Source organism: Flagellimonas myxillae (assembly GCF_023502235.1).
Classification (GTDB): domain Bacteria; phylum Bacteroidota; class Bacteroidia; order Flavobacteriales; family Flavobacteriaceae; genus Flagellimonas; species Flagellimonas myxillae.
In genome coordinates this window covers 1,240,993-1,264,823 of sequence record NZ_JAMFLY010000001.1, presented here as the reverse complement: position 1 = coordinate 1,264,823, position 23,831 = coordinate 1,240,993, and the positions used below count along the sequence as shown (strand labels likewise).

The following is a 23,831-nucleotide window of genomic DNA, read 5'->3' as shown; positions in this document are numbered from 1 at the left end:
TTTGTACGGATTATTTAATTAGAACCCTGTTTTTAAGTGTATAAACCCCCAATGATGGTAGAGCTTTTTTGGATAAAGAGTTTGCTCAATTTTCTTATCGTATGTATAAGTGGATTAATTCTATTTATCCTTTTCAATCAAAAGGGCAAAACGGAAATTCGAATGTGGGCAGCTCCCATTGCGATTGTCCTCCTACATCATTTATTGGGATTTATGAGGTTTACCCCATGGATCAATTCGCTTAGTTCTATTATTGACACAATTCACTCCTTTGGTTTCGCCTTGAATTTTTTACTTGGACCGGTACTACTAATGGGAGTGGGACATAGATTTCCCAAATTGATAACCCTGCTTCACTTTGTACCTGCACTTTTGGGAATTTTCATATTGTCTTCAAACACAGGATATGAACCTTCACTTTTAATCGCAAGCCAAGTTCATTTTATGGGTTACGCAATCTGGCTATTGGCATCGGTATCACCGAGAATGATGAACACATTAAAGCCGGTGCTGGGATTATGGATAGGGAGTTATATGCTTCATTTGTTGGAATTAATGCTGTGGGCGCAGTTTGGGATCATATCCGAAACTTGGGCATGGGTACTATTTTGCTTGTCAGAGGCTTTACTTGGGTTTTCCCTACTATACCTTACCTTCTCTTTGGCCTCCAAAAAAGCAAGATTAAAAACCTCCCAGCAATCTGGGCTTCCCAGAGAAATATTAAACCATTTGGAGGTTGAATTTTCGAGCTACATAACCAAACCCGATGTGTATACCGACCCGCTGATTAGTCAGAAAAAAGTGGCCAAAGCGTTACAGGTGTCGCCCCATCATATTTCCAGGTTCCTAAGCAACCATTATGGCGATACTTTTTTGAACATCATCAACACCCAGCGAATCAATGCATCCAAAAAAATCTTGGAAAACACTGATGATGGGGGAATGACAATACAGGAGGTCTATTATCAGGTAGGTTTCAATTCAAAATCCACGTTCAATACAGCTTTCAAGAAAAGTACGGGCATGACCCCAACTGCCTACCGGAAGCATTGCAAATTACTTCTAACTGAGTAATTTCAATTATTTTCAATATTGATTCTCCTACTATTGTTTTGTAACTTACTGTCAATGCGTTAATTGCTTTGTTTTGCATAGAGTGTTGATACTATGGTTGTCGGTTTTTACCATGTCCAGTAATGTATTGGGCCAAGAAAACTACACCCACCGGAGAAAGCAAATGGTGGAAACCCAGATAAAGGCCCGTGGAATACAGGATTATGCCACCTTGTACGCCCTGTTGAACGTCCCCCGCCATGAATTTGTTCCCAGGGACATACGAGCCTTTGCCTACAACGACAGTCCGCTGCCCATAGGAAAGAGACAAACCATTTCCCAGCCCTTTATTGTTGGTTTTATGACCCAGGCCCTTCGATTAAAATCTGATTACAAAGTACTTGAAATTGGCACAGGTTCGGGATACCAGGCAGCAATACTTGCCAAGGTAGTGGACTCTGTTTACACTATTGAGATCGTATCGGAACTCGCCCAGGAAGCGGAAAAACGATTATCGCGCTTAGGGTATTCAAACGTGGTTGTTCGAGACGGAGATGGATACAATGGCTGGCCAAACCAAGCCCCCTTCGATGCCATAATGGTTACCGCTGGCGCTCCGTATATTCCCCAACCATTAATAGATCAACTAAAAATTGGTGGGAGAATGATAATTCCCGTTGGACCGCATAATGGGGTCCGTCAATTGGTATTGGTCATTAAGCGGAAAAACAAGATTGTCAAAAAAGAATTGATGGCGGTCCGTTTTGTTCCCTTCACAAGAAAGAATCCACAATAAACTGGAAAATAGCCAAGGTCCACGAACATTCCATTTATTGGTTCAGTACATTAATTTCATTTCGATTCGGTTCAATTTGTGAAATTCATTGGCTAATGGGGTCAATCCATGGAAGATAGCTTTTAATTGCATAAATTGGGGGAAAGGGAAGCCGTATGAAAAATAACCAAACCAGAAGAAAATTTTTAGCAGCAGTGTCCATGTTGGCCGCTGGAACCATGATGGAGGCCTCTCCAATAAGTTTTGCATTTTTGGGAAGAAAACTCAAAATAGCCTTGATCGGCACAGGCATTCGAGGCATTACCTTTTGGGGAAAACGATTGGTGGAAGAATACTCGGACACTTTGGAATTTGTGGGACTCTGTGACCCCAATCCCGGGAGACTTGACTTCGCCAAGGGCTATATGGGCGTTACATGCAATACCTATTCCGATTTTGACAAGATGGTAACAGACAACCGACCGGATTTGGTCATTGTTACCACCACGGATTCCACCCATCACGAATACATTATTCGGGGATTAGAGTTGGGGTGCGACATACTCACCGAAAAACCTATGACCACAGACGAGGTTAAATGCCAACAAATCCTGGATGCGGAAAGAAAACACAACAACAAGGTCATTGTCGGTTTCAACTATCGCTGGATGCCCTATAACACCAAGATAAAACAGTTGCTCATGGAAGAAACCATTGGGCAGGTGACTTCGGTGGACTTCAATTGGTATTTGAATACTTATCATGGAGCGTCCTATTTTAGAAGATGGCACGGCCTTCGCCAAACTGGAGGGACCCTTTGGGTGCATAAGGCCACGCATCACTTTGATCTCTTAAACTGGTGGTTGAATTCGGACCCTATGGAGGTATTCGCCTATGGCGATTTGGAGCATTATGGTAGTTCCAATTCGTTTAGGGGCAACAATTGTAGGGATTGCCAGCATACGAAAAGCTGCGACTACCATTGGGATATTACCAAGAGCAAAATGAATATGGACCTCTACGTGAACAACGAAAAACATGACGGATATATTCGGGATAATTGCTTGTTCAGAAAAGAAATCAACATTTATGACAAGATGTCTTCCCAGATTAAATATGCCAACGGAACCGTGGTGAATTATTCCCTGACCACGTATTCCCCTTTCGAAGGATGGCGAATTGCCTTTAATGGAACCAAGGGTAGGATAGAGGCTTGGTATGACATCCCATACCGAAAGACAGACCAATTAAGCCAGGAAGAGCTCCATGCCTTGGAAATGGAACAAAACTTGAAAGAGGTAGAGGAATTTAAACCCTTGATCGTACATCATTTATGGGAGGACCATAAAACAATACAAGTCCCTATGGAACGCGGGGGGCATGGAGGTGGCGATAAACGACTTCATGAAAAAATATTCAAGTTGCCAGATACCCAAGACCCGTTTGACCGTGCTGCCGGGGTAAGGGATGGTGCCATGTCCATCCTCATCGGAATTGGAGCTAGGAAAAGTATTGAAAGTGGTCACCCTGTCAAGATAGCGGAGCTTACTGATCTAGAGCCAAGGCAAAAAAGATTGTGAAAGCAATGAACTGCTACTATCCTTGAATTCATTCCTAGCCAGGTATATCTCTACTTTTCTGGTAAGATTTCTGCTCAACCTAACCAACACCATCACATGAAACCAAAACTGTTATTTACATTGGTAAAAACTTCATTATTAACACTGTTGCTGCTGCTTTTATCCTGTAAGGATAGCAACAAGCAAGAAGAAATGAAGGAAAATCCGCCCAACATCATTTTAATTCTTACCGACGACCAAGGATATGGGGATATTTCAGCCCATGGCAGTCCTGATGTTGTAACTCCCAACATGGACAAACTAAAATCGCAGGGGATAAGTCTGGACGATTTTCAGGTGAGCCCCACCTGCGCTCCCACCAGGTCGGCCATTCTTACAGGTCGACATCCCTTTAAAAATGGGATTACCCATACTATTTTGGAGCGGGAACGTTTGGCACTTAATATTGCCACCCTACCCGAAGTGCTAAAGCGAGGTAACTACAGCAGTGGAATTTTTGGCAAATGGCATCTTGGGGACCAACCCGAATATCAACCTGAAAGTAGAGGATTCGATGAAGTGTTCATTCATGGTGGGGGAGGTATTGGCCAAGCTTATCCAGGTTCTTGTGCAGATGCACCCAATAACAAATACTTTGACCCCACAATCAAGCACAATGGTACATTTGTAAAGACCCAGGGATTCTGTACCGATGTGTTTTTTACCCAGGCCTTATCGTGGATAAAACAGCAATTAAAAGAAGACCAACCATTTTTCGCCTACATCCCGACCAATGCCCCGCATGGACCCTTTATTGCCCCTGAAAGCTATAAGTCAAAATTTGTGGAACAAGGTTATCCAGAAAAAGCCCAGGGATTTTATGGGATGATTGAAAATATAGATGACAATCTGGGAAGATTGATGGAAAAACTACAGGATTGGGAAATCGCCGATAATACCATTCTCATATTTATGTCGGACAATGGGAAGACTTGGGGCGGACAAAATACAGTACATGGGGAGATAACTTACAATGCTGGGATGAAGGGATTTAAAGGAAGTGCCCATGAGGGTGGAACAAGGGTTCCCTTCTTTATTCGATGGCCCAAAAAGTTTGCTGCAGGTAAAAAGATTGAGGTATTGTTAAATCATTACGATATGTTGCCAACGCTTGCGGATGTCGCCGATATCGATATTTCAAACATCGCGGATTTGGATGGGAAGAGCTTTCTTCCCTTGTTAATGGGTGGCGAGTTTGAAGGAAAGGACAGATATCGTTTTGTTCATGGAGGAAGGTGGCCCCTGAACCCAAAAAATTTCAATGGTCAGGATAAACCCAATGATCCTAAGGTGGAAAATGTCAGTAAGCAGTTTGGCAAGGATGAACAATCGGCCAATCCCGAAAACTCGAAATACAAGAACGTTGCAGTTCGTAATGAACAATATCGGTTTGTAAACAACACGGAACTGTACGATATGTTGCTAGACCCTGGACAGACCACCGATATTGCTTCGCAACACCCCGAAGTAGTGGACCAACTGCAAAAGGTCTACAATGATTGGTGGTACAGTGTTCAACCGTATTTGATAAACGAAAAGGTGCCCTTAGCCGAGAAAAAACCGTTTTGGACCGCTTATTACGAGCAAGAAGAAGCTAATGGAATTCAAGAGTGGGCAATGCCCAATTTGGATTAAACCTGATTAATTCTGCAATCAAATTGTACACGGCATTCCAGATATTTTGATTTGTTCATGAAAGCACGACAGATGAGTGCTGGCAGTTAAAACAAAGGTCGCTTGGATATTTGTCATGGTATTTGTCTTACGCCATTGTGAATGAATGATGTCGGCTGTCGATTTTTGGTATACCTATTTTCAGGGTGAATGTAGAACAATGGGATATTGCCTATATTGGAGACCCGATATTATATCGTGATTGCCAAAAATAATCGTGTTTAAATATGATTAAAATAGCATATATAGGAGCAGGGAGCATCCAATTTGGGCCAATTATAGTTCAAGACATTCTCCTGAGCAATGCTCTATGCAGAAATGGCCTTGAAATTCACTTAATGGACGTTGAAGAATCGCACTTGGAACATGTGGTCAAGCATGGCGAATACGTTAATCAAAAATTGAAGCGAAAGGCAAAAATTGTAGCTACTACAAATAGGGATTCCGCCATCAAAAATGCAGATTTTGTTATATGTGCATTGGAAAAAGACCGTAATGTCTATTGGTCCCAGGATTTTCATATTCCAAGAAAGTATGGATTCCGACAGGTATACGGTGAGAACGGGGGAGTAGGTTCTTTGTTCCACGCGCTACGGAACATTAAGGTAATTGTGGATTTGGCTAAAGCAATGGAAAGGCTCTGCCCCAAGGCCATGCTACTGAATTTCTCAAATCCAGAACATAAAATTTGTGAAGCGGTAACCCGATTGACCTCAATTAAAACCGTTGGCCTATGTCATGGTGTTTTTATGGGGAGAGAACAACTTTCCAAGCTTTTAAAGGTTCCATTGGAAGATTTGCAGACTAAGGCATGTGGTATTAATCACTTTACTTGGTTTCAAGAAATCAGGCAAAAGTCAACAGGAGAAGATTTATATCCTAAACTGAAAATCATTGAGAAAAAAGGGGATTGGTTGGCCCAGTGGCACGAGTTGGCTTTGGGGAGAATCCTCTTTAGAAGGTTTGGGCAATGGCCGTCACCGGCCGCTAATCATTATGGCGAATACTTGAGGTGGGCAGAGGAGTTTGTGATTCCTCAATTGCAATTTTTTTATGACCCCTATGAAGGCCACCCATGGGAAAACAATCAAATTCCCGAAGGAGTCTATACTGTAGACCGTGTAAATTATGAGCGGGAATGGACCAAAGATTGGAGCAAGACCCTTTTACCTGTTGGTTCTACTGAAGAAATACAACTTGAAAATGAGGATGGAAGTTTTAAGAGTTCTGGAGAAATTGCAACCCTGATCATGGAATCGGTTGTTACCAATAACAAGCGTTGGTTAGAGGCGGTCAACGTACCCAATAGTGGGGCCATCCCCAATCTACCCAATGATCTGGTGGTTGAAGTACCAGCCTATTGCGATGCCTCTGGAATTAAGCCCGTGCAAATGGAGCCAATGGCCGAAGGAATTGCCGCCACCATCCGTTTGCATGCCAGTATACATAAGCTGTTGGTTGAGGCTTTTGTAGAAAAATCCAAAGACAAACTCTTACAAGCCATTCTTATTGAGCCTACAGTTGATTCATACCGAAATGCCATAGCAATGTGCGATGAAATGTTAGCCCTACAAAAAGATGTTTTACCTGAACTCAATTAGATTGACAGTCTACTCCAAAAAATATAGATGGGATTAGCATACTTAGACTGGGTTGTCATCATAGGATACTTGCTTTTAAGCATTGGTATCGGTGTTTTTGTGGTCAAGCATAATTCTAAAAACATCACCGATTTTTTTGTTGCTGGCCGTAATTTACCCTGGTGGTTATTGGGAACTTCCATTGCGGCAACCTGGTTTGCCACCGATGCCCCATTGGCAGTAACCGCCCTTGTGCGGAGCAAAGGTATTTATGGCAATTGGCTTTGGTGGTATTTGGGAGCAGGCATCATGATGATGGTGTTTTTTTATGCCAAATATTGGCGTAGGTCAGAAATTCTCACAGATGCGGAAATGATAGAATTGCGCTATAGCGGTAAATCTGCCTCGGTACTCCGAGGGTTTACGGCCGCTTTTTATGGAGTTTTTAAGAACTGTTTTACACTCGGTTGGATAATGTTGGCCATGCTTAAATTCTCTCAAATAATGTTGGGATGGAGTGCTGAATTTGCTCTGGGCATAACCCTTGCCTTTGCGTTAATCCACACATTAAGTTCTGGTATCAAAGGAGTTGTTGTTCTGGATATGCTCCACTTTTCGGCAGGAACATTAGGGACCATTATTTTGGCCATCTTTGTTCTGATTCAAATCGGTGGGCCAACAGAATTGGCTTCGCAAATTGCCGCTCGGAGCGATGCTCCTGCAGGTGTACTTGATATGCTCCCTGACCTTTCGCATATAGGCACCACAGAAATGATTGGCTTTGTATTTTTGATAGGGATTCTATGGTTGGGACAGGCTCAAGGTGATGGGTATATCGTACAACGATTGTTCTCGGCAAAAAATGAAAAACATGCCATTAAGGCTTCGCTATGGTTTGCTGTGGCAGGAGTGGTCATTCTTACATGGCCATGGATAGTGGTAGGTTTGGGTTCCGTTGTCATCCTGCCGATTTCCGAAGCTTCCGAAGCATTGTTGGCGGATCCTGAATTGGCATATCCAATGATGATCAATGAAGTGCTACCCATAGGCCTCAAAGGATTGTTGATCGCAGCCTTTATGGCTGCGTTTATGAGCACCGTGGATACCCACCTCTGCTGGGGTGGCTCGTATATGGTAAATGATATCTACAAACGCTTTATCAGAAAAGATGCAACAGATAAGCATTATATGTTGGTTTCGCGTATTAGCATTGTGCTTTTACTACTGATTAGCGCCATGGCAGCTTGGCAAATGGATAGTATTGCTGGAGCTTGGGTCTATATCATTGAAATAGTGTCCGGTATTTCCATAATTCTGATGCTACGCTGGTTTTGGTGGCGTATAAACGCTTGGTCTGAAATTGCGAGCATGCTTTCGGCCCTAGTGCTTGCCAATGGCTTTCTATGGGTGCGTTGGCTACATGGTTTTGGTTGGGTGGACGATGCTGTATTGGAAACCGTAAACACTTGGTATCATGAAGATGTAGCACTTATCCGAGCGACCATTCTCCTTTTGGTTTGTACGGTGATTGCCATTATAGTGACCTTTATGACCAAACCTGTGGACAATGAAACCTTGCTCAACTTTTATAAAAAAGTACGACCTAAAGGATGGTGGGGTCCCATTGCAAAACAGCTGCCCGATTTGGTGGAGAGAAGCTCTACCAAAGTATCGTGGTTTGGCTTTGTATTTGGGGTCATTTTTCTAAATAGTTTGCTCTTTGGTGTTGGACATGCCGTTTTAGGCAGTTATAAAACTGCGCTTTTACTGTTATTGTTAGGTAGTGTTTGTGGTTGGCTTACTTTACGTTTGGTGGCCGCGGTAAAAACGCAGGAAAAACCATGAGGATTTTAGAATTTGGAAGTACAGAGGAAATGGGATCAATGGCGAAATCGCTTGTAATGGATGAGCTTGACCAAAATCCAAGCTTGCTATTATGCGCTGCCACGGGCAATTCACCCTTGCCGCTATACAAACAATTAGTGAAGGTGGCGGCCCAAAATCCAATTTTGTTTGGACAGCTTCGGCTAATACCCTTAGATGAATGGATAGGTCTAACATCTACCGAGGGCTCATGTGATGCTTTTCTACAAAAGCATTTGATCGGGCCCTTAGGGATTAACAAGAAGAATTACTTAAGGTTTAATCCGAAATCAGGCAATTTAAATCAGGAATGTGCGCGCATTCAGGAAATGCTACAAACCGAAGGTCCAATAGACATTTGCATTTTGGGTTTGGGCCAAAATGGACATCTAGGGTTTAACGAACCTGCAGAGAACCTACAACCTCATTGTCATATCAACAACCTCACCCCGCAATCCCAACAACATGCCATGGTAGAGAATTTGGATATCAAACCCACCAAAGGTCTAACCTTGGGTATGCAGGATATTTTGTCCTCAAAACATATTATTCTGATTGTTTCCGGAGAAGGTAAGGAACAAGCAAAACAAGCTTTTTTTTCAGGAAAGGTAGATGCCGCTTGTCCAGCTTCCTATTTATGGGAACATTCCAACGTGGATTGCCTGATTGTACACTAGGAAATGTAGCACAATCGCATCACATTCCAATCGGAGAAAATCCAACCCTTAACAATACCACTTCAAACACCTCATATGAATTGCCATCTTAACCGTTTATACCCAAATAGGTAGCCCTGCAGGGCTTAAATTCTAGACTGGGATAGGCGTAAAACAATTTACTGACTATCGTCAGCATTATATTTAGAAATACACCTCCTTAAGGTTTCAATTGCAGTATTCCGAATACAATTAAAGAGTTCCTCATGTTCGGTATTCTCTTTTCTAAACCGCTTTCTTTTCTTTTTTGCTCTTTTTCTGTCGATCAAGTTAGTGCCACTGGTAAGCGGAATCATTTCAGAATCCAATTCAGTTGATATGTAGGCCGTATATCCCATGCTTGCCAAGTAGCTCGCAGAATCACTGTCCTTAAGTAGCATATCGATATGTGGAATGCCATTTTCATAATAATACAATTTACCATCGCTCATCAGTCTGGCAATCATACTTCCTGGACTGTTGTGATCCACTCTAAACAGTGCATCCTTATACACAAAACCCCAAAAGTCTTTGCATCGAATACGTTCGGTTTCGCCATTTTTAATCACCTTTAAACTCATTGCTTCCCCGAAAGCGCGGTAGTTGTCCAAACCGTCATATTGTACTGGGGTTTGGTTTAAAAAGTCTTGATAGGTATTATAAACCAAAACTTGGGAATGTAAAATTCCTAGGTTGGCTACCAATACAAAAAGTAAGGCGATTTTTAATCGTGCAAAATTCATTCTTTATTAATTAGAGGTTATGAGTTCATTTAAGTTTTCCAAATAGGCCTCCATGGCCTTGGCGTAATAGGAATATTGGGCGCCGGTTATATACTGTTCCTTTTCCAATCGGTCGTATACATATAACTTTTTATAGGAGTATGTTATCTTGGACTGTACAGTGGTACCAAGGGTATATGAGAAGTAGTATCTGTATTTGTTTAGATCGGAATATTTATCCGATTCAAGCTCGCCCGCATCCAAAATGACATAATCCGCTTCATAGACCTTGGCAAATTTTTTCCTCATAAACTTATTGTAGTGCTTAAAGTTGCCTGTAAGTCCGATAAGCACAATATCCTTGTTTTCCCCAAAGGTTGGTGGAATGCCATAGTGCTCAACAGTAAATTCCTTTTTTGCTTTGGATTTTGTTACTGCCTTTCCAATAAAACAAGAGTTGCAAAGGAATCCGGTAACTGCAATGAGGGTAATTTTTTTAAGAAAGGTTGACATTTGAAGGTTGGCTGGTTTTGGTTGATTTCAAAGACTGCAAAGATTGAAAAAACGAAACCATGATAACAATATTGCACAGCGCTAAAGAAGTTGAGAAGTTCAAAGAGATTGGCTCAAGTAGTAACCTAAGCATTACGCTTGTCGTAAACCTCAAGATGTGGGCAACGGTTCTTTATGCCTAAACAAGTGTCGTTCAGATAAAAAGTGATTGGTTTGGTGGAGGAAAGTCCTAATTTCATCCCTAATCAACCATGGGAACCAAAAGCGTTTATTACTTTCTACGGGATGTGGGCATCCCCATTTTTGCATCGTTTGTCCTATTTCAAGGCCTTGCCCAAAAAAAGAACGAGGATTTCAGGTATCATATCCGGAAAACAACCCAGCCCATTACCATAGATGGTATTGTGGATGAGCAAGCCTGGCAAGAGGCCGATGTGGCCGATGATTTTTTCATGGTTTTGCCCATGGATACGGGAAAGGCCAATGAACCTTCCGAAATTCGGATGACCTACGATGATAAGAACATTTACTTGGCCGCTATTTTCTTCAATAGTGTGCACGGCAAATATTTTGTGGAATCCCTAAGACGGGATTTTTCCTTCGGAAAGAACGATAATTTCCTGTTGTTTATGGATCCGTTCAACAATCAGACCACGGGATTTTCCTTTGGGTCCAACGCTGCAGGGGCACAATGGGACGGTACCATGTTTGGAGGGGGACGAGTAGATTTGAATTGGGATACCAAATGGATTTCCGAAGTAAAACAAGACCCGGATAAATGGGTGGTTGAAATGGCCATTCCCTTTAAGTCCATTCGGTACGAGGATGGGGTTACCGAATGGGGTATCAATTTTAGTAGGTTGGACCTAAAGTCCAGTGAAAAATCAAGTTGGACCCCCATACCGAGGCAATTCCCTACGGCTTCTTTGGCATATACGGGGGTATTGGTTTGGGACCAACCACCACCTGCACCAAAATCCAATATTTCGGTGATTCCCTACGTGTTGGGCGAGTTGGTTCAGGATTTTGATGAACCCGAAGTTTTTGAGAAAAGGGTAGGGGGTGATGTAAAATTTAGCATAAGCTCGTCCTTGAATCTAGATCTTACCGTAAATCCGGATTTTTCACAGGTGGAGGTAGATCGCCAAGTCACCAACTTGGACCGGTTTGAGCTGTTTTTTCCTGAAAGACGGCAATTTTTTCTAGAAAATGCTGACTTGTTCGCCAGCTTTGGATATTCCACCATCCGTCCTTTCTTTTCAAGACGGATAGGATTGGGTGTTCCCATTCGAGCGGGAGCCCGACTCAGCGGAAATTTAAACGAGAACTGGCGTTTGGGGGTCATGGACATGCAAACGGCAAGCGTAGAGGAAACCGGTCGTCCCAACCAGAATTTTGCAGTGGTTTCCCTGCAACGAAAAATGTTCAGTCGATCAAGTCTTGGATTGTTGTTTGTGGACAAGGAATCGCTCCGTTATCCCGAAGAAGCGGATTCGCTACGGACGCAATTCCCCAAGTTTAATCGGAATTTGGGAGTGGAATACAATTTGGCTTCTTCCAATAATCTATGGACAGGAAAAGCCTTTGTGCTCAAATCCTTTGCGCCAAGCAGGGTTAACGGAAACGGCATTACGCAAGCCGCCCATTTGGAATACAAAAGCCGTATTTGGAATTGGGGAATACAAGAACAGTCTGTTGGGGAGCATTATACAGCCGAGGTGGGCTTTGTGCCCAGAAAGGACTTTATAAACCTAAATGCGTTTTTGGGCCACACCTTTTTTCCAAAAAATGAGGATTGGGGGCTTGTGAGCCACGGACCAAAACTAAGCAGCTCTTATTTCTTAAATCAAAAATGGGAACGAACTGATAATTTTAGCGAACTGGAATACCTCTTAAGTTTCCGGAACCGAAGTAGTTTTGAGGTGGGACTTGTAAACGAACATGTGGAGTTGTTGGCCCCGTTTGATCCAACACGATCGGGCAAGGATTCCTTGGCCACGGGTACCAAACATCGTTGGAATGGCGTTCGGCTCGACTATGCCTCCAAACCGCAAAGCATGTTTACCTATACAGCTGGGGGTTATTTTGGCGGCTATTATCTGGATGGTAGGCGCATCAACTTCAATGGGGAATTGGGATATCGGTTTCAACCTCACGTAAGCCTAAATGCCAATCTTAGTTATAACCATATTAGCATGCCGGCTCCCTGGAACGACACAGAATTTTGGCTGATTGGTTCCGAAGTGGATATCACTTTTACCAACAAGGTGTTTTTTGCGACTTTATTTCAATACAATGAGCAGTCAAAGAACTTTAATCTCAACTCCCGCTTTCAATGGCGGTACAAACCGGCTTCCGACCTTTTCTTGGTGTACACAAATACCCAATTGTTGGATCCCAATGTGGGAAAGAGTTGGTCCCTTACCTTGAAATTTACGCATTGGTTTAACTGGTAGGGCATTTGGTTCACAGCCCGCTTTTTCTTTCATTTAGAAATTTGCCATGTGAGGGTTAGCGGACTGTAACAATCTGATTTTTAATGACTCATTAGGTATACAACTAAAGACCACGTCATGAAAAAACACCTTAACCAATCCCAATGTCACGTATTCGTTTATGCCCTCTTGACTATTTCATTATTAAATTTCTCCTGCCAAAATTCCAAACAAGACAAGCTTGTTTCTTCTGAAGATGCCATTGCCTATGCAATTCCAATGCAAAATTTCAATTTGGATGGAGACCTATCGGAATGGCCTAGTACCATGATCCAATATCCCATAAAGAATGCGGAGCTTGGGGAAAAACCAGCAGGCGAAGAGGATTTCCATGGGAATTTCCGCATCGCCTACAATCCTGATCAGAATGAAGTCTATATCGCCATGGAAATATCGGACGAATCCACCGTAATGGTGCCTCCTGAAGATTCTTTTTGGGACAATCAAGATGGATTGGAGCTCTACGTCAACGAAAAGAGCTTAAAAACAGGTTCCCCAGTGACCCAATACAGTGAATATGGCGACCAACGGAACGCCTATGGTGCCAGAACGGCTTGGGACAAGGTGGAAATGGCCAAAAAGAAAACTGATAAAGGCAAAACTATTGAGTGGAAGCTAAAGCTCGACGGAAAAATTGAGGAAGGCTCTTCCTTGGGAATGGATTTGGTGGCGATAGACAAAGATGAGGATGAAAGTTTTACATGGCTTTCATGGGGGCGGGGCACCCAAAAGGTGGCAAATCCGGATAGGTTGGGCAATGTAATTTTTATAGCGGACAATGTCGACATTGGAATGGTCGAAGGTAAGATAGATACCTCCCAACTTCAGGAGCCTATACCCATCAGCATCAGAATTAGTAACGTGGACAATGAAAAAATGTGGGTCCAGACGGTGGTCGATACCACAGGAAACTTCACTGTTCCTTTACCAGTGGGAAATTATCAAATTGAGGTGCCGACTAAAATTTTTGAATTGGACTATAGATTCTACCGATTGGCCCCTACAAATCCAGTGGCTTTTACTTTAAGTGCTGAGGGGCATGAACCTATTCCGGCCTTGGAGGTCAAGATGCTATCGGAACCTGACATTATCCCTGCCAACGGCCTGCTCCATGATTTTAATGAAGAATCCAAGAAACACGTGGACCAAATCATTGCAGCTTATCAGGAACATTACAATATCCCGGGTATCTCTTTGGCCTTGATCAAGGATGGAAAGGTGGTCTATCATAAAACCTATGGGGTGAAAAACTCCACCACAAAGGTGCCAGTTGATGAGAAAACACTTTTCGAGGCCGCCTCAATTACCAAGCCTGTCTTCGCCTTTGTGGTTTTAAGACTGGCGGATAGAAATATCATCGATTTGGACAAACCCCTACATGAGTATTTACCCTTTGAGCAGCTGGATGCATATCCAGAATATAAAAAAATGACGGCAAGACATGTTTTGATACATCGGAGTGGGCTTCCCAATTGGGGCATTGAAATGATCAATACACCCGGAGAAAAGTATGGATACTCCGGCGAAGGTTTTGAATACCTTAAACGGGTTGTTGTAAAAATTACCGGTAAACCCATCGAACAAATCTTGGAGGAGGAACTGATAGGGCCAAATGAACTGTATCACATGGAGTTCAGCGATAGCGAAGCGTTACGCGAGGTGGTTTCCGAAGGTCATGTGGGGAATCAGCCAACGGGTTGGGGAATCCCTCAACAAGCGGGCATGGCCTTCAGCATGCATACAGAGGCAAAAGCCTTTGCAGGTTACGCACTGACCATTTTGGAACGAAGAGGGTTAAAACCAAATACCTATTCGGAATTTTTGGAAATTCATACTGAATCCAAACAAGAATTTTGGAACCACCCAGACAAGGCCGAAGGTGCGGGCCTCGGCATTTTTATCCGAAAAACCGACTACGGCGACACCTTTTATCATGGCGGAAATAATGGCGACTTTAAATGCCAGTTCGAGGTTTACGACAAGCTGAAAATGGGATATATTATTTATACCAATTCAGATACGGGCAGCGAACTTACCATGGATGCGTGGCAGATTTTTGTGGAGGGGAAACAATTGGAGCGATAGGAACCTAAGTCCAAATCAAAAACCACTAAAACCAAGGCATACCAGGTTCTAGGACATGAAGTTATTGCAAATTACTTCCCTTCAATATCTTTAAATGCATTAGGGATCCCTTGATGCATGGGCCAATCCATCCGAATTCAAAATCACAAGAAAAAGGAAAAAGCAGCTTAAAAAAAAGAAACAAAAAACTTTCTTTAGTTACAAATTATTGAATGTTGAAGGCTTCCCGAGGTTTATTATTATTTTAGTCACACTTGAAGATTAGAATTAACAAATTAAGTTCCAAACCCAACCTTCGACTCACCCTATTGTAAACCAAAAGAAATGACACGAACCTCCCTTTTAATTGTATTGATATCATTGCTCGTCGTAGTCTCTTGCAAATCCGACGAAAAAAAGAAATTCGAGGTTTTGCGTAGCAAGGAGTTGGCCGTTAAAAATAAAGTTCACAATCAATTGCTCGATATTGAAAAAGAACAGGGCTGGGAGTTGCTTTTCGACGGTGAATCCCTTGAGGGGTGGCACCTGTTCAACAAGCCAGATTCCACCCGATTTTCTGCATGGGAGGTAAGGGAAGGCGCTATTTTTTGTAACGCCACCGACGAAACCAAGGTCTTTGGGGATTTGGTGACGGATAAGGCTTATGCAAACTATGAGTTGGAATTTGAATGGCAGATGGCCCTCAGGGGTAACGGAGGTGTTTTTGTAAACGTGCAGGAATCTCCGGAATATACGGCAACCTATCAGACAGGACCGGAATACCAATTGTTGGAACCGGCCCATATGGATAATAAAACCGATTTGAAACGGCCTGGTTGCCTGTGGGGATTATCACCCCAGGTAAATCAAGTGGAAGCGAATCCTACCGGGCAATGGAATACTGCTCGAATTGTCCAACAAGACGGAAAGCTGCAATTCTACCTTAATGGAAAAATGACTGCAGAAGAAGATTTAACTTCCTCGGAATGGAGGAATAAGGTTGGTAGCTCTGGTTTTAAAAATGCTCCGGGCTTCGGTAAAGCCACCCAAGGAAAGATTGCGCTACAAAACTGGTACTTTGAGTCTAAGTTTCGCAATATGAAAATCCGCGAGCTTTAAGAATTGTCCATACTTTATTCCAATTAACAACGTTACATATATGTAACGTTAACGTGCTAATTACTAGGACACTATAGATTAGCCCTGTCTTTGGTAATTCAAGCTGTATTTAAATGGATTATTATGGCCCCAATCACCTCAAATCGCTTTTTTGCCCCAGCTTTCAAATTAAAGGACATATTCTTTTCGTTAAAGACGACAGCCAAGTTGGTATTGTTGGTTTTCGCAGCAGTACTGTGTAGCTGTAACAATTCAGAGGACCCCGAATCACCAGGGGATATTGAAAACTTGGAAGGTCCGGCCCTTACCTATAGAAATCACTGTGGAGGTTGTCATGGACAAGACCTTGGCTCCTTTGTAGAACGCGATTGGACGTATGGCAACGCTATGGAAGATATCATACAATCCATAACGGATGGCTATACAGCCAATGGGATGCCCGCATACGGTTCTGCTTTAAGTGCTCAAGCCATCGAGGAGCTCACCAACTATATCCTTACAGAAATAGATGGAAAGACCAAAGCCATGTTGGAGGAGGAGAACCCCGATTTGTCCGGCTTGATCACTTCCGACGACCTTAGCTTCCGATTGGAAACCCTGACCGATGATATTCCTGGTATTCCATGGGGTATAGCACAATTGCCAACTGGTGAAATTTTGGTAACCGAGCGTGGGGGAGGGCTGTATATGGTAAATAATGACAAACAATTGACAGAAATTGGTGGTATTCCAGATGTTGCTTCCCTAGGACAGGGAGGTTTGTTGGATGTCCAAATTCATCCTGATTTTGAAAACAACTCGTTGGTATATCTTTCCTATTCCCGGGCCAATCCCGATAATTCATCCGAACGTACAACGGCCGTGGCAAGAGGTAGGCTAGAGGGCAACAGCTTGGTTGATGTGGAAAACATATTTGCGGCAATTCCGTATGTCAACAGTGGTAACCATTATGGCTCACGACTAGAGTTTGATAATAATGGCTACTTATACGTTTCCGTGGGTGATCGTGGATTTAGGGATGTTTACCCCCAGGAATTGGACAATGCCATTGGTAAGATACACCGTATCCACGACGATGGTCAGATTCCTACTGACAATCCTTTTTACAACACTTCTGGAGCGGTAGCCTCCATTTTCACATACGGGACGCGGAATCCCCAGGGCATGACCCGGCACCCAGAAACTGGAGCGATTTGGGAAGGAGAGCATGGCCCCCAAGGGGGAGATGAAATCAATATTTTGGAAGCAGGAAACAACAACGGGTGGCCGGTAATTTCATACGGCATCAATTACGATGGCACCACCTTTACAGACCTTACCGAACTGGATGGCATGGAACAGCCTGTGTATTACTGGACTCCTTCCATTGCGCCCTGTGGAATGACATTTGTGTCCAGCGAATTCTACGGAGATTGGGAAAATGACCTGTTCGTCGCCTCCCTCAAATTTGAATACCTCCATCGTTTACAAATGAATGGTAACGAAGTCGTGGGCCATGAACGGCTAGTGGAGGGTATTGGCCGGGTACGAGACGCAGAAATGGGCTTGGATGGCTATCTGTACATTGCGGTAGAAGGCCCGGGCAGACTTATACGTTTGGTACCGGAGCAATAGTAACCCTTTTTGTTAAAGTTGCATGTCACATCTACCTTACCAAATTGACAAGTTTTAGTGCTTTGCAACAGGTATGTAAATAGTCCTTGATTCCAATTTACAATTCCGGAATAGGGTAATTGTCACATCGTCTTTTTTTAACCGTCTTTGGTAGTAAATGTTAGCCGTTAAAACTTACATACTATTAGGTACGTTGTTCAACATCGGTTAACAAAATTCTTCAACCTAAATCAACGCAATATGGCAAATGGTAAAATTCCTATATCTAAATTGATGGTAGTCCTGATGCTCTCTGCATATGGTTGCGGTGGGGATAGTGAAAGTAAAGGTTACAGATTAACAGGTCATATTGATGGCACTCCCCAAGACACAAAAATCTATTTATTCAGTATGGAATTGCAATCAAACATAGATTCTGCAATGGTCAAGAACGATGAATTTGTAATGAAAGGAAAAATAGACCACCCGACCCAATGTGTTTTGATCATTCCCGACCAGAACAAGTATTCCGATCTAATTATTGAAAATACTGAAATACGTTTTGAATCAACCTACTCAGACATCTATTTTCAGAAAGAGGTAACCGGTGGTCCCGAACAGGATCTCAAAAATAAAATGTGGGAACTTACCGGAAAATATGATACCAAGTACTTGAAAATTGGAGATAGTCTTTCCAAAAACTTGTTCACAGATGAGCTTCACAAAAGTGAACTAGTCCGTAGGTATGAAGAAAATGTTGCCAAATCAAAGGAGCTAATGAGAGGTTTTATTGTAGAAAATCCCAATTCTTATTTTACCTTGGACCTATTGTACAGAAACAGAAAATTCATACCTAAAGATACACTTGAAAAAGTCATATCTAACCTTGACCCTACACACCAAAATATACCAGATGCATTGGCCTTGGACAAATATGTTAAGGGCAACGAAATTGAGTTAAAAAAAGGAGACATGTTTGCTGATTTTAATGGTATTTCGATGACCGGTGAGCCAATAAATCTTTCCTCCCTAAAAGGAAATTACATTTATCTGAGTTTTTGGAGTAGAAGTTGCAAACCTTGTCGCTTAGAAAACAGGTTTTTCAGTAAAAATTTTAAAACAATTCCAAAGGAATTGAAAATTGTTAGTTTTTCAATCGATAAGGATAAAAAGGTCTGGGAGAAGGCTTCTAAAGAAGATGGTATTAAATGGACAAATATATGGGCAGCGGGAGGTAGAAATGATAGCATTGCAAAATTGTACAGTGTTCAAGCCCTGCCAAAATCATTTTTAATTGACCAAAATGGTATGATCATAGATAAAATTGAAGGATATAATGAAGGTTTTTTTGAATCCATTTTAGAAAGGATTGCATCCAACTGATGAATTGAAAAACACAAACATGAAACTAGTCCGCCAATTGTTCAGCGTATTTATGGATGTATCGATAGATCTGTCCTTCGGGATAAATAGACTCTATATGCGAGTTGTTGCTTACAATAAATACGCCTAGGTTTTTCTCCCTATGAATGTCCATGCTGGAGGACACCCCCCAATATTCCCCAATATGACCTATCCATTTTCCGCTGAGTTCTGTCCAGAGAAACCCAACCTTTTTGTCAGGAACTTTAATGGCAAGCATTTGTTGCACTGTTGCTTCTTCCAAGACCCGAGTGTTTCCTAGAACACCTCCATTAAGCATGGTAATCATAAAGTTGGCCATATCTGCGGTGGTACTCCTTAAGGCAAAAGCAGGGTAGTGGGAGGCTGAATATTGCGGGATAAGTTCATCTTCAAAATACAAGGAGGCAAAATCTGTAGTGGGCGATAAGTCTGCAATCTTAAAGGCAGTATTGTGCATTTGCAGCGGGGTGAAAATGTGTTCTTTGCAATAACTGTGAAAGTCCTTTCTACTGATGGTTTGTACCAGGTAGCCCAATACGGCAGCGCCTAAATTGCTATACTGATAGGAGGTGCCAGGCGCATTATTTTGCCAGCTATTGGGTTGAAAATTGGGATTATTGGGAGTAAGGTAGTCCCGTAGCCAAGGATAAATATCTGGTGCATTGGCAGATTCAAAGGTTTTATTGAAATTCGGATCTTCCTGGTTGGTGGGCCAGGATAGGCTAGAGGTATGGGTAAGTAGCATTCTAGTGGTGATAGGGGTATTGGGAAAATTGGGATTTCGGAGTGCGAAAGGGATATAGGTATTTACATCCTCCTCGAGCTCCAAAAGCCCTTGTTCCATCAACTGCATCACGGCAACGGCCACTACGGTTTTGGAGACGGATGCAAGAATAAAAGCAGTATTTTCATCTGGACTCTCGCTAGTGCTTAGCGTTTTAAAACCAGCGAAGTTTTCCCAGACCACTTGACCATCCTTTACAATAACAGCCGCAATGGCAGGGGCATTTTCCCGTTTCCGCTCTTTTTCAATTAAGGCATTTAAAGAATCCTGATCAATGATTTTGGGCAGGTCATCTTCCTTGCTACATTGCCATAATAGTTGGGCAAGAAACAGTAGAAAAACCGTTTTTGTAAAAAGAGATTTCACTTTGTTGGGCTATTTTGGTTATTGGCAACCGTTTCTGAGAACGTCCCTGCTTTAACCCAACAAATTTTGTGCCATCCGGCAGGCTTGAATTTCTTTGGATTGGGAACAGTCAAGTTGCAGAAAGAGTGTAACGACTTGGAGAGGAAAAGATTCGGAATCATTCACAAGTTTCGCAATTTTGACAACAAACTATTAAATTCGGATTCCGAACAAACAAAACCTATCGCAAACTGGAACGTTATGAGAATTGAGCATTTTGCCTATCAAGTGGAGCATCCAGCCGAAGTAGCTGAGTGGTACAAGGATAATTTTGGCTTTACTGTAAAACGTGAATCTGACATCCCAGTTCCTGTCCGGTTTTTGGCAGATGCATCTGGACAAGTTATGTTGGAAGTTTACAATAACCCCAAGGTGGAAACTCCAAATTATTCAACCATGGATCCTTTATTGCTTCATGTTGCATTCGTATGTAACGATGTTCCCCATGCAACCCAAAAACTAACACAGGCAGGAGCAACCCTCATTTCCATGGACGAGACGTCAGCTGGGGATGTTTTGGCCATGCTCAGAGATCCTTGGGGCTTAGCCATTCAGTTATGTCATCGGTCCAATCCAATGATTTAACGGTTTATAACGCATTGATTGTAGTTTTTTTAATGGACACACCTAATGCTTTCAAGATTCTTTAACCGGCTTTCTTTATAATTCTTCAAGAATGGAATTTCCGCTTGACCGATCTCCTGAAGTCCATTTCCATTGTTCATGAAGTCTTATTTTTCCGTTTTCGTTCAATTTAGGTGTTGAATGACAGATACCAGTCATTAGTTCCCCCTTTAGGTTGACTTGATGATAACGCATATCGATAGATCCATCGTTGTCCACTAATCCTATCAAATGGCCTTTTACGATATTCCCACCCTTGTATTCCGAAGTTACAATATTGCCATTTTGCTTATATGTAAATATGGTTTCTTCGGTCGTGTCTGCATTTGCTGAGAGCTCTACTACTCTAAACCGTTTGTTGTGATAGTTCATTGATTTTGCTGATAATAATCCATTACATGTTTAGGAATTTCCATTTCCTGGGGCAAACCCTTGTCAGCAATCGGGTATTCCGCTGTTTGCTTTAAAGGTACCAAACCAGCCCAAACATCTAAATCGTAATCTGCTGGTTCGTCCGCAACACCAACATCCCTTATTTTAGCTGACGCTGTTTCAATAGTCATTTCTACAACCATGGTTCTGTCCACTTCGTCTTGGTCCATTGGCCTAATGCCATCCCAACGCCCTTTCATCATTTGCTCCATAACACAGAACAGGGCTGCTTCCTTTTCCCTTGTATCTTCAAGTCTTCTTGTGGAACCAAATAGCGTTGCAGAGCGATAATTTACAGAATGGTGCAACCCAGATCGTGCCAGAACCAAAGCATCTAAATGCATTACCGTTATGCTCATTTCTTTGGCTTCCAATAACGACAGCAACATTCTGTTTGCTTGGGAACCGTGTAAATAAATTTTGTTGTCTTTTCTTCCATATCCCATGGGTAATGAAATTGCCCTGTTTTTGTACATGTAACTTACATAGCCAATAAATCCATCATCTAAAATGGCGTTTATGTTTTTAACATCATAAGTTGCTCTGTTATGACCGCGTTTTACCCTGTTTAATTTGGATTTTGGATATTCTTTCATACTTATAACTCCTTCGATAAAACGGCATTTTCATAACCCTTACCGTTGACTATATAATTTAATTCTCCAACGTTTTCAAATTCATTTCTATGATAGAATCTGATGGCCCTGTTGTTTTTTATGTAAACCGAAAGCCACATCGTATCCAATTGCATGGCTCTAGCTTTCTCTTCAATAAAATTTAGAAAGGGTTGTCCAATTTTTAAGGGGATGAATTCATTTAAAATATAGATTCTTTCCAATCGACAATTGTTTTGTGAGGCCACATTTTTGTGCAATGCGTTTACTACCAATTTGGCATAACCAACCGGTAGATCATTCACATAAATGATGTAGTATAGATGCTTCGGATTGTTGATTTCCCGTTTGGTTTTTTCGACTGAAAAAGCTTCATCGAGATAAGCCGACAAGTCGTTTTTATTATCAATAAAATGACCGTGTGATTCAGCGTAAGTTACTCTTCCCAAAAGGGCCAATATGTCAAGATCTGCCTCGTTAGCTCTTTTTATGTTGATCATTGCTGTTTTTTTATTTGTAATCTTCTTAAATGAAAGCCGTGTAGAAACACTGCTATGGTGCATCCTATTATTATTGGGGCGGCACTAATTAATAAACCATAAATAATGTAGCCTATGTTTGCTATCAGTGAAATCAATCGCAGCTTATATTCACCCTTTGTGGACATTGAATACAGATTAATGACCAACGCTGCGTAACCAATGGTATCAATTATAATTGGGCTCATCTTTTTTCTGGAGGAATGCTTTTATACCGGGATATGTTCAACCTGGCTTTATATAAATCTTTAGGTTTGAATATGGGTTTGATTGAAGCAGGATATTGCTCAATTTCTTTTTGTGGCCTTATAGGGCGTGGCACAAAATTTCCTGCACAACTTGGACATACATTTTCGAATATTTCCATAGCGCAGGTGCTACAATAGGTGCATTCAAAGGAGCAAATCATTGCCTCAGTCGAGGTGTTTGGCAAATCTTTGTTGCAGTGCTCGCAATTGGGTCTTATTTCTAACATATTTTATTCATTAATGGTCATGATCCATATTAATGGTCTCAAAAAGTATAAAAACATCAAAGTCAGCTGAAAGGTCATAAAAGTAATGGCCAACCCCTCTTTTCACCCACATCATGGAACCTGGTTTAACATCGATTACGGTATCGTTCATTTTAAATTTTGCGCTGCCATTTACTACATAATTGATTTCATCAAAACTGTGTGTAAGCGTGTTATCGCCATTTAGTGATTTTGGCAACATATAGAGACCAGCAACCATTGTTGAAGTTTCTATGAATGAATTCCATACATTTTCTGATGCATCCCTTTCAGCTTCAATTTCCGCTTTCGAAAATTTCTTTGTTTTGTTTTGATGATTTGTTTTGGTCGATTTACTTGTCCAAATCATTGTTTTTAAACTCCCTGAAAATTTTATGGCATCATCAGCTTTTAAAAACACCACATCTCCTGTTTTTAAATTCATGGCTTCAGATTTTACAGTTGCAGTACACATGCCCTCAACAATAAATAGCATACGATCGTATGAGGAGGCTTTTAGGGTAGTGGCACTTTTAGTGACGTATGTTTTCCCACTTATGGTTGGTGTATCTACATAAACCCCTGGCTCATTCAATGAAAGCTTATCCAATTCATAAACATGCCATTTCACATCATTTTGTGCATAGGATGAAAACGCTGTTAAAAGAAGGCACAGCACATAAAATAGATGTTTTGATTTGCATTGATTTTTCATGTCTTTATAATATTATAGCACGAAAGTACTATATTAGTGGACTGCCATAATCGTCC

The 23,831-nt window shown here is 41.9% G+C and carries 21 protein-coding genes; 13 read left to right on the top strand and 8 right to left on the bottom strand.

Annotated elements, in window-relative coordinates:
• Positions 1-51: 51 nt before the first annotated feature.
• From M3P07_RS05800 to M3P07_RS05770, 7 genes are all read left to right on the top strand, one after another.
• Entirely contained in the window at positions 52-1,074 is a 1,023-nt protein-coding gene (locus M3P07_RS05800) for a helix-turn-helix domain-containing protein (protein ID WP_249968950.1), read from the top strand.
• A gap of 82 nt (positions 1,075-1,156) precedes the next feature.
• Entirely contained in the window at positions 1,157-1,849 is a 693-nt protein-coding gene (locus M3P07_RS05795; protein WP_249969447.1) for a protein-L-isoaspartate(D-aspartate) O-methyltransferase, read from the top strand.
• Between the two features lie 155 nt (positions 1,850-2,004).
• Positions 2,005-3,408, top strand: coding sequence for a Gfo/Idh/MocA family oxidoreductase (locus M3P07_RS05790; RefSeq protein WP_249968949.1), 1,404 nt, complete (start codon positions 2,005-2,007; stop codon positions 3,406-3,408).
• A 96-nt stretch (positions 3,409-3,504) separates the two neighbouring features.
• Positions 3,505-5,082 (top strand): arylsulfatase, encoded by a 1,578-nt coding sequence (locus M3P07_RS05785; RefSeq protein WP_249968948.1) that lies wholly within the window; start codon positions 3,505-3,507, stop codon positions 5,080-5,082.
• A 266-nt stretch (positions 5,083-5,348) separates the two neighbouring features.
• Entirely contained in the window at positions 5,349-6,722 is a 1,374-nt protein-coding gene (locus M3P07_RS05780; protein WP_249968947.1) for a family 4 glycosyl hydrolase, read from the top strand.
• Between the two features lie 27 nt (positions 6,723-6,749).
• Positions 6,750-8,546, top strand: a complete 1,797-nt coding sequence (locus M3P07_RS05775) for a sodium:solute symporter family protein (RefSeq protein WP_249968946.1) — start codon at positions 6,750-6,752, stop codon at positions 8,544-8,546.
• On the top strand, positions 8,543-9,241 hold the full coding sequence (locus tag M3P07_RS05770) for a galactosamine-6-phosphate isomerase (protein WP_249968945.1): 699 nt from the start codon (positions 8,543-8,545) through the stop codon (positions 9,239-9,241). The genes M3P07_RS05775 and M3P07_RS05770 overlap by 4 nt, the downstream gene beginning before the upstream one ends.
• A gap of 158 nt (positions 9,242-9,399) precedes the next feature.
• Here the strand turns inward: M3P07_RS05770 and M3P07_RS05765 are convergent, their stop codons facing one another.
• A complete protein-coding gene (locus tag M3P07_RS05765; RefSeq protein WP_249968944.1) occupies positions 9,400-10,002 on the bottom strand; it encodes a hypothetical protein in 603 nt (200 codons plus the stop codon).
• A gap of 6 nt (positions 10,003-10,008) precedes the next feature.
• Positions 10,009-10,494: a PH domain-containing protein gene (locus M3P07_RS05760; RefSeq protein ID WP_249968943.1), complete on the bottom strand. Its 486-nt coding sequence runs from the start codon at positions 10,492-10,494 to the stop codon at positions 10,009-10,011.
• 251 nt (positions 10,495-10,745) lie between these two features.
• On the opposite strand from M3P07_RS05760, the gene M3P07_RS05755 reads away from it, so the two are divergent.
• The 5 genes from M3P07_RS05755 (at position 10,746) to M3P07_RS05735 (ending at position 19,148) form a co-directional block, all read left to right on the top strand.
• Positions 10,746-12,950, top strand: a complete 2,205-nt coding sequence (locus M3P07_RS05755; RefSeq protein WP_249968942.1) for a carbohydrate binding family 9 domain-containing protein — start codon at positions 10,746-10,748, stop codon at positions 12,948-12,950.
• Positions 12,951-13,067: 117 nt separating this feature from the next.
• On the top strand, positions 13,068-15,074 hold the full coding sequence (locus M3P07_RS05750; RefSeq protein WP_249968941.1) for a beta-lactamase family protein: 2,007 nt from the start codon (positions 13,068-13,070) through the stop codon (positions 15,072-15,074).
• Between the two features lie 324 nt (positions 15,075-15,398).
• Positions 15,399-16,172: a 3-keto-disaccharide hydrolase gene (locus M3P07_RS05745; protein ID WP_249968940.1), complete on the top strand. Its 774-nt coding sequence runs from the start codon at positions 15,399-15,401 to the stop codon at positions 16,170-16,172.
• Positions 16,173-16,295: 123 nt separating this feature from the next.
• Positions 16,296-17,786, top strand: a complete 1,491-nt coding sequence (locus M3P07_RS05740) for a PQQ-dependent sugar dehydrogenase (RefSeq protein ID WP_249968939.1) — start codon at positions 16,296-16,298, stop codon at positions 17,784-17,786.
• Between the two features lie 240 nt (positions 17,787-18,026).
• A complete protein-coding gene (locus M3P07_RS05735; RefSeq protein WP_249968938.1) occupies positions 18,027-19,148 on the top strand; it encodes a TlpA disulfide reductase family protein in 1,122 nt (373 codons plus the stop codon).
• 25 nt (positions 19,149-19,173) lie between these two features.
• Here M3P07_RS05735 and M3P07_RS05730 read toward each other — a convergent pair whose 3' ends face one another.
• Positions 19,174-20,319 (bottom strand): serine hydrolase domain-containing protein, encoded by a 1,146-nt coding sequence (locus M3P07_RS05730; protein WP_249968937.1) that lies wholly within the window; start codon positions 20,317-20,319, stop codon positions 19,174-19,176.
• A 240-nt stretch (positions 20,320-20,559) separates the two neighbouring features.
• Here M3P07_RS05730 and M3P07_RS05725 point away from each other — a divergent pair, with 240 nt between their 5' ends.
• Positions 20,560-20,943 (top strand): VOC family protein, encoded by a 384-nt coding sequence (locus M3P07_RS05725; protein ID WP_249968936.1) that lies wholly within the window; start codon positions 20,560-20,562, stop codon positions 20,941-20,943.
• A gap of 75 nt (positions 20,944-21,018) precedes the next feature.
• Here M3P07_RS05725 and M3P07_RS05720 read toward each other — a convergent pair whose 3' ends face one another.
• The 5 genes from M3P07_RS05720 to M3P07_RS05700 all read right to left on the bottom strand — a co-directional run bounded on the left by M3P07_RS05720 (position 21,019) and on the right by M3P07_RS05700 (position 23,775).
• Entirely contained in the window at positions 21,019-21,354 is a 336-nt protein-coding gene (locus M3P07_RS05720) for an avidin-fold protein (RefSeq protein WP_249968935.1), read from the bottom strand.
• Entirely contained in the window at positions 21,351-22,010 is a 660-nt protein-coding gene (locus M3P07_RS05715; protein ID WP_249968934.1) for a pyridoxamine 5'-phosphate oxidase family protein, read from the bottom strand. The genes M3P07_RS05720 and M3P07_RS05715 overlap by 4 nt, the downstream gene beginning before the upstream one ends.
• A gap of 2 nt (positions 22,011-22,012) precedes the next feature.
• Positions 22,013-22,528 (bottom strand): GNAT family N-acetyltransferase, encoded by a 516-nt coding sequence (locus tag M3P07_RS05710; RefSeq protein ID WP_249968933.1) that lies wholly within the window; start codon positions 22,526-22,528, stop codon positions 22,013-22,015.
• Positions 22,529-22,751: 223 nt separating this feature from the next.
• Positions 22,752-23,042 (bottom strand): DUF1272 domain-containing protein, encoded by a 291-nt coding sequence (locus M3P07_RS05705; RefSeq protein ID WP_249968932.1) that lies wholly within the window; start codon positions 23,040-23,042, stop codon positions 22,752-22,754.
• A 10-nt stretch (positions 23,043-23,052) separates the two neighbouring features.
• Entirely contained in the window at positions 23,053-23,775 is a 723-nt protein-coding gene (locus M3P07_RS05700) for a cupin domain-containing protein (RefSeq protein WP_249968931.1), read from the bottom strand.
• Positions 23,776-23,831: the final 56 nt, after the last annotated feature.

Excerpts from the sequence above, each read along its gene's own strand:
- M3P07_RS05790 (WP_249968949.1), top strand. The coding sequence starts at position 2,005 with ATGAAAAATAACCAAACCAGAAGAAAATTTTTAGCAGCAGTGTCCATG.
- M3P07_RS05715 (WP_249968934.1), bottom strand. The coding sequence starts at position 22,010 with ATGAAAGAATATCCAAAATCCAAATTAAACAGGGTAAAACGCGGTCAT.
- M3P07_RS05785 (WP_249968948.1), top strand. The coding sequence starts at position 3,505 with ATGAAACCAAAACTGTTATTTACATTGGTAAAAACTTCATTATTAACA.
- M3P07_RS05740 (WP_249968939.1), top strand. The coding sequence starts at position 16,296 with ATGGCCCCAATCACCTCAAATCGCTTTTTTGCCCCAGCTTTCAAATTA.
- M3P07_RS05705 (WP_249968932.1), bottom strand. The coding sequence starts at position 23,042 with ATGTTAGAAATAAGACCCAATTGCGAGCACTGCAACAAAGATTTGCCA.
- M3P07_RS05710 (WP_249968933.1), bottom strand. The coding sequence starts at position 22,528 with ATGATCAACATAAAAAGAGCTAACGAGGCAGATCTTGACATATTGGCC.
- M3P07_RS05745 (WP_249968940.1), top strand. The coding sequence starts at position 15,399 with ATGACACGAACCTCCCTTTTAATTGTATTGATATCATTGCTCGTCGTA.
- M3P07_RS05760 (WP_249968943.1), bottom strand. The coding sequence starts at position 10,494 with ATGTCAACCTTTCTTAAAAAAATTACCCTCATTGCAGTTACCGGATTC.
- M3P07_RS05800 (WP_249968950.1), top strand. The coding sequence starts at position 52 with ATGATGGTAGAGCTTTTTTGGATAAAGAGTTTGCTCAATTTTCTTATC.
- M3P07_RS05735 (WP_249968938.1), top strand. The coding sequence starts at position 18,027 with ATGGCAAATGGTAAAATTCCTATATCTAAATTGATGGTAGTCCTGATG.
- M3P07_RS05700 (WP_249968931.1), bottom strand. The coding sequence starts at position 23,775 with ATGAAAAATCAATGCAAATCAAAACATCTATTTTATGTGCTGTGCCTT.
- M3P07_RS05775 (WP_249968946.1), top strand. The coding sequence starts at position 6,750 with ATGGGATTAGCATACTTAGACTGGGTTGTCATCATAGGATACTTGCTT.
- M3P07_RS05770 (WP_249968945.1), top strand. The coding sequence starts at position 8,543 with ATGAGGATTTTAGAATTTGGAAGTACAGAGGAAATGGGATCAATGGCG.
- M3P07_RS05725 (WP_249968936.1), top strand. The coding sequence starts at position 20,560 with ATGAGAATTGAGCATTTTGCCTATCAAGTGGAGCATCCAGCCGAAGTA.
- M3P07_RS05755 (WP_249968942.1), top strand. The coding sequence starts at position 10,746 with ATGGGAACCAAAAGCGTTTATTACTTTCTACGGGATGTGGGCATCCCC.
- M3P07_RS05765 (WP_249968944.1), bottom strand. The coding sequence starts at position 10,002 with ATGAATTTTGCACGATTAAAAATCGCCTTACTTTTTGTATTGGTAGCC.
- M3P07_RS05780 (WP_249968947.1), top strand. The coding sequence starts at position 5,349 with ATGATTAAAATAGCATATATAGGAGCAGGGAGCATCCAATTTGGGCCA.
- M3P07_RS05720 (WP_249968935.1), bottom strand. The coding sequence starts at position 21,354 with ATGAACTATCACAACAAACGGTTTAGAGTAGTAGAGCTCTCAGCAAAT.
- M3P07_RS05750 (WP_249968941.1), top strand. The coding sequence starts at position 13,068 with ATGAAAAAACACCTTAACCAATCCCAATGTCACGTATTCGTTTATGCC.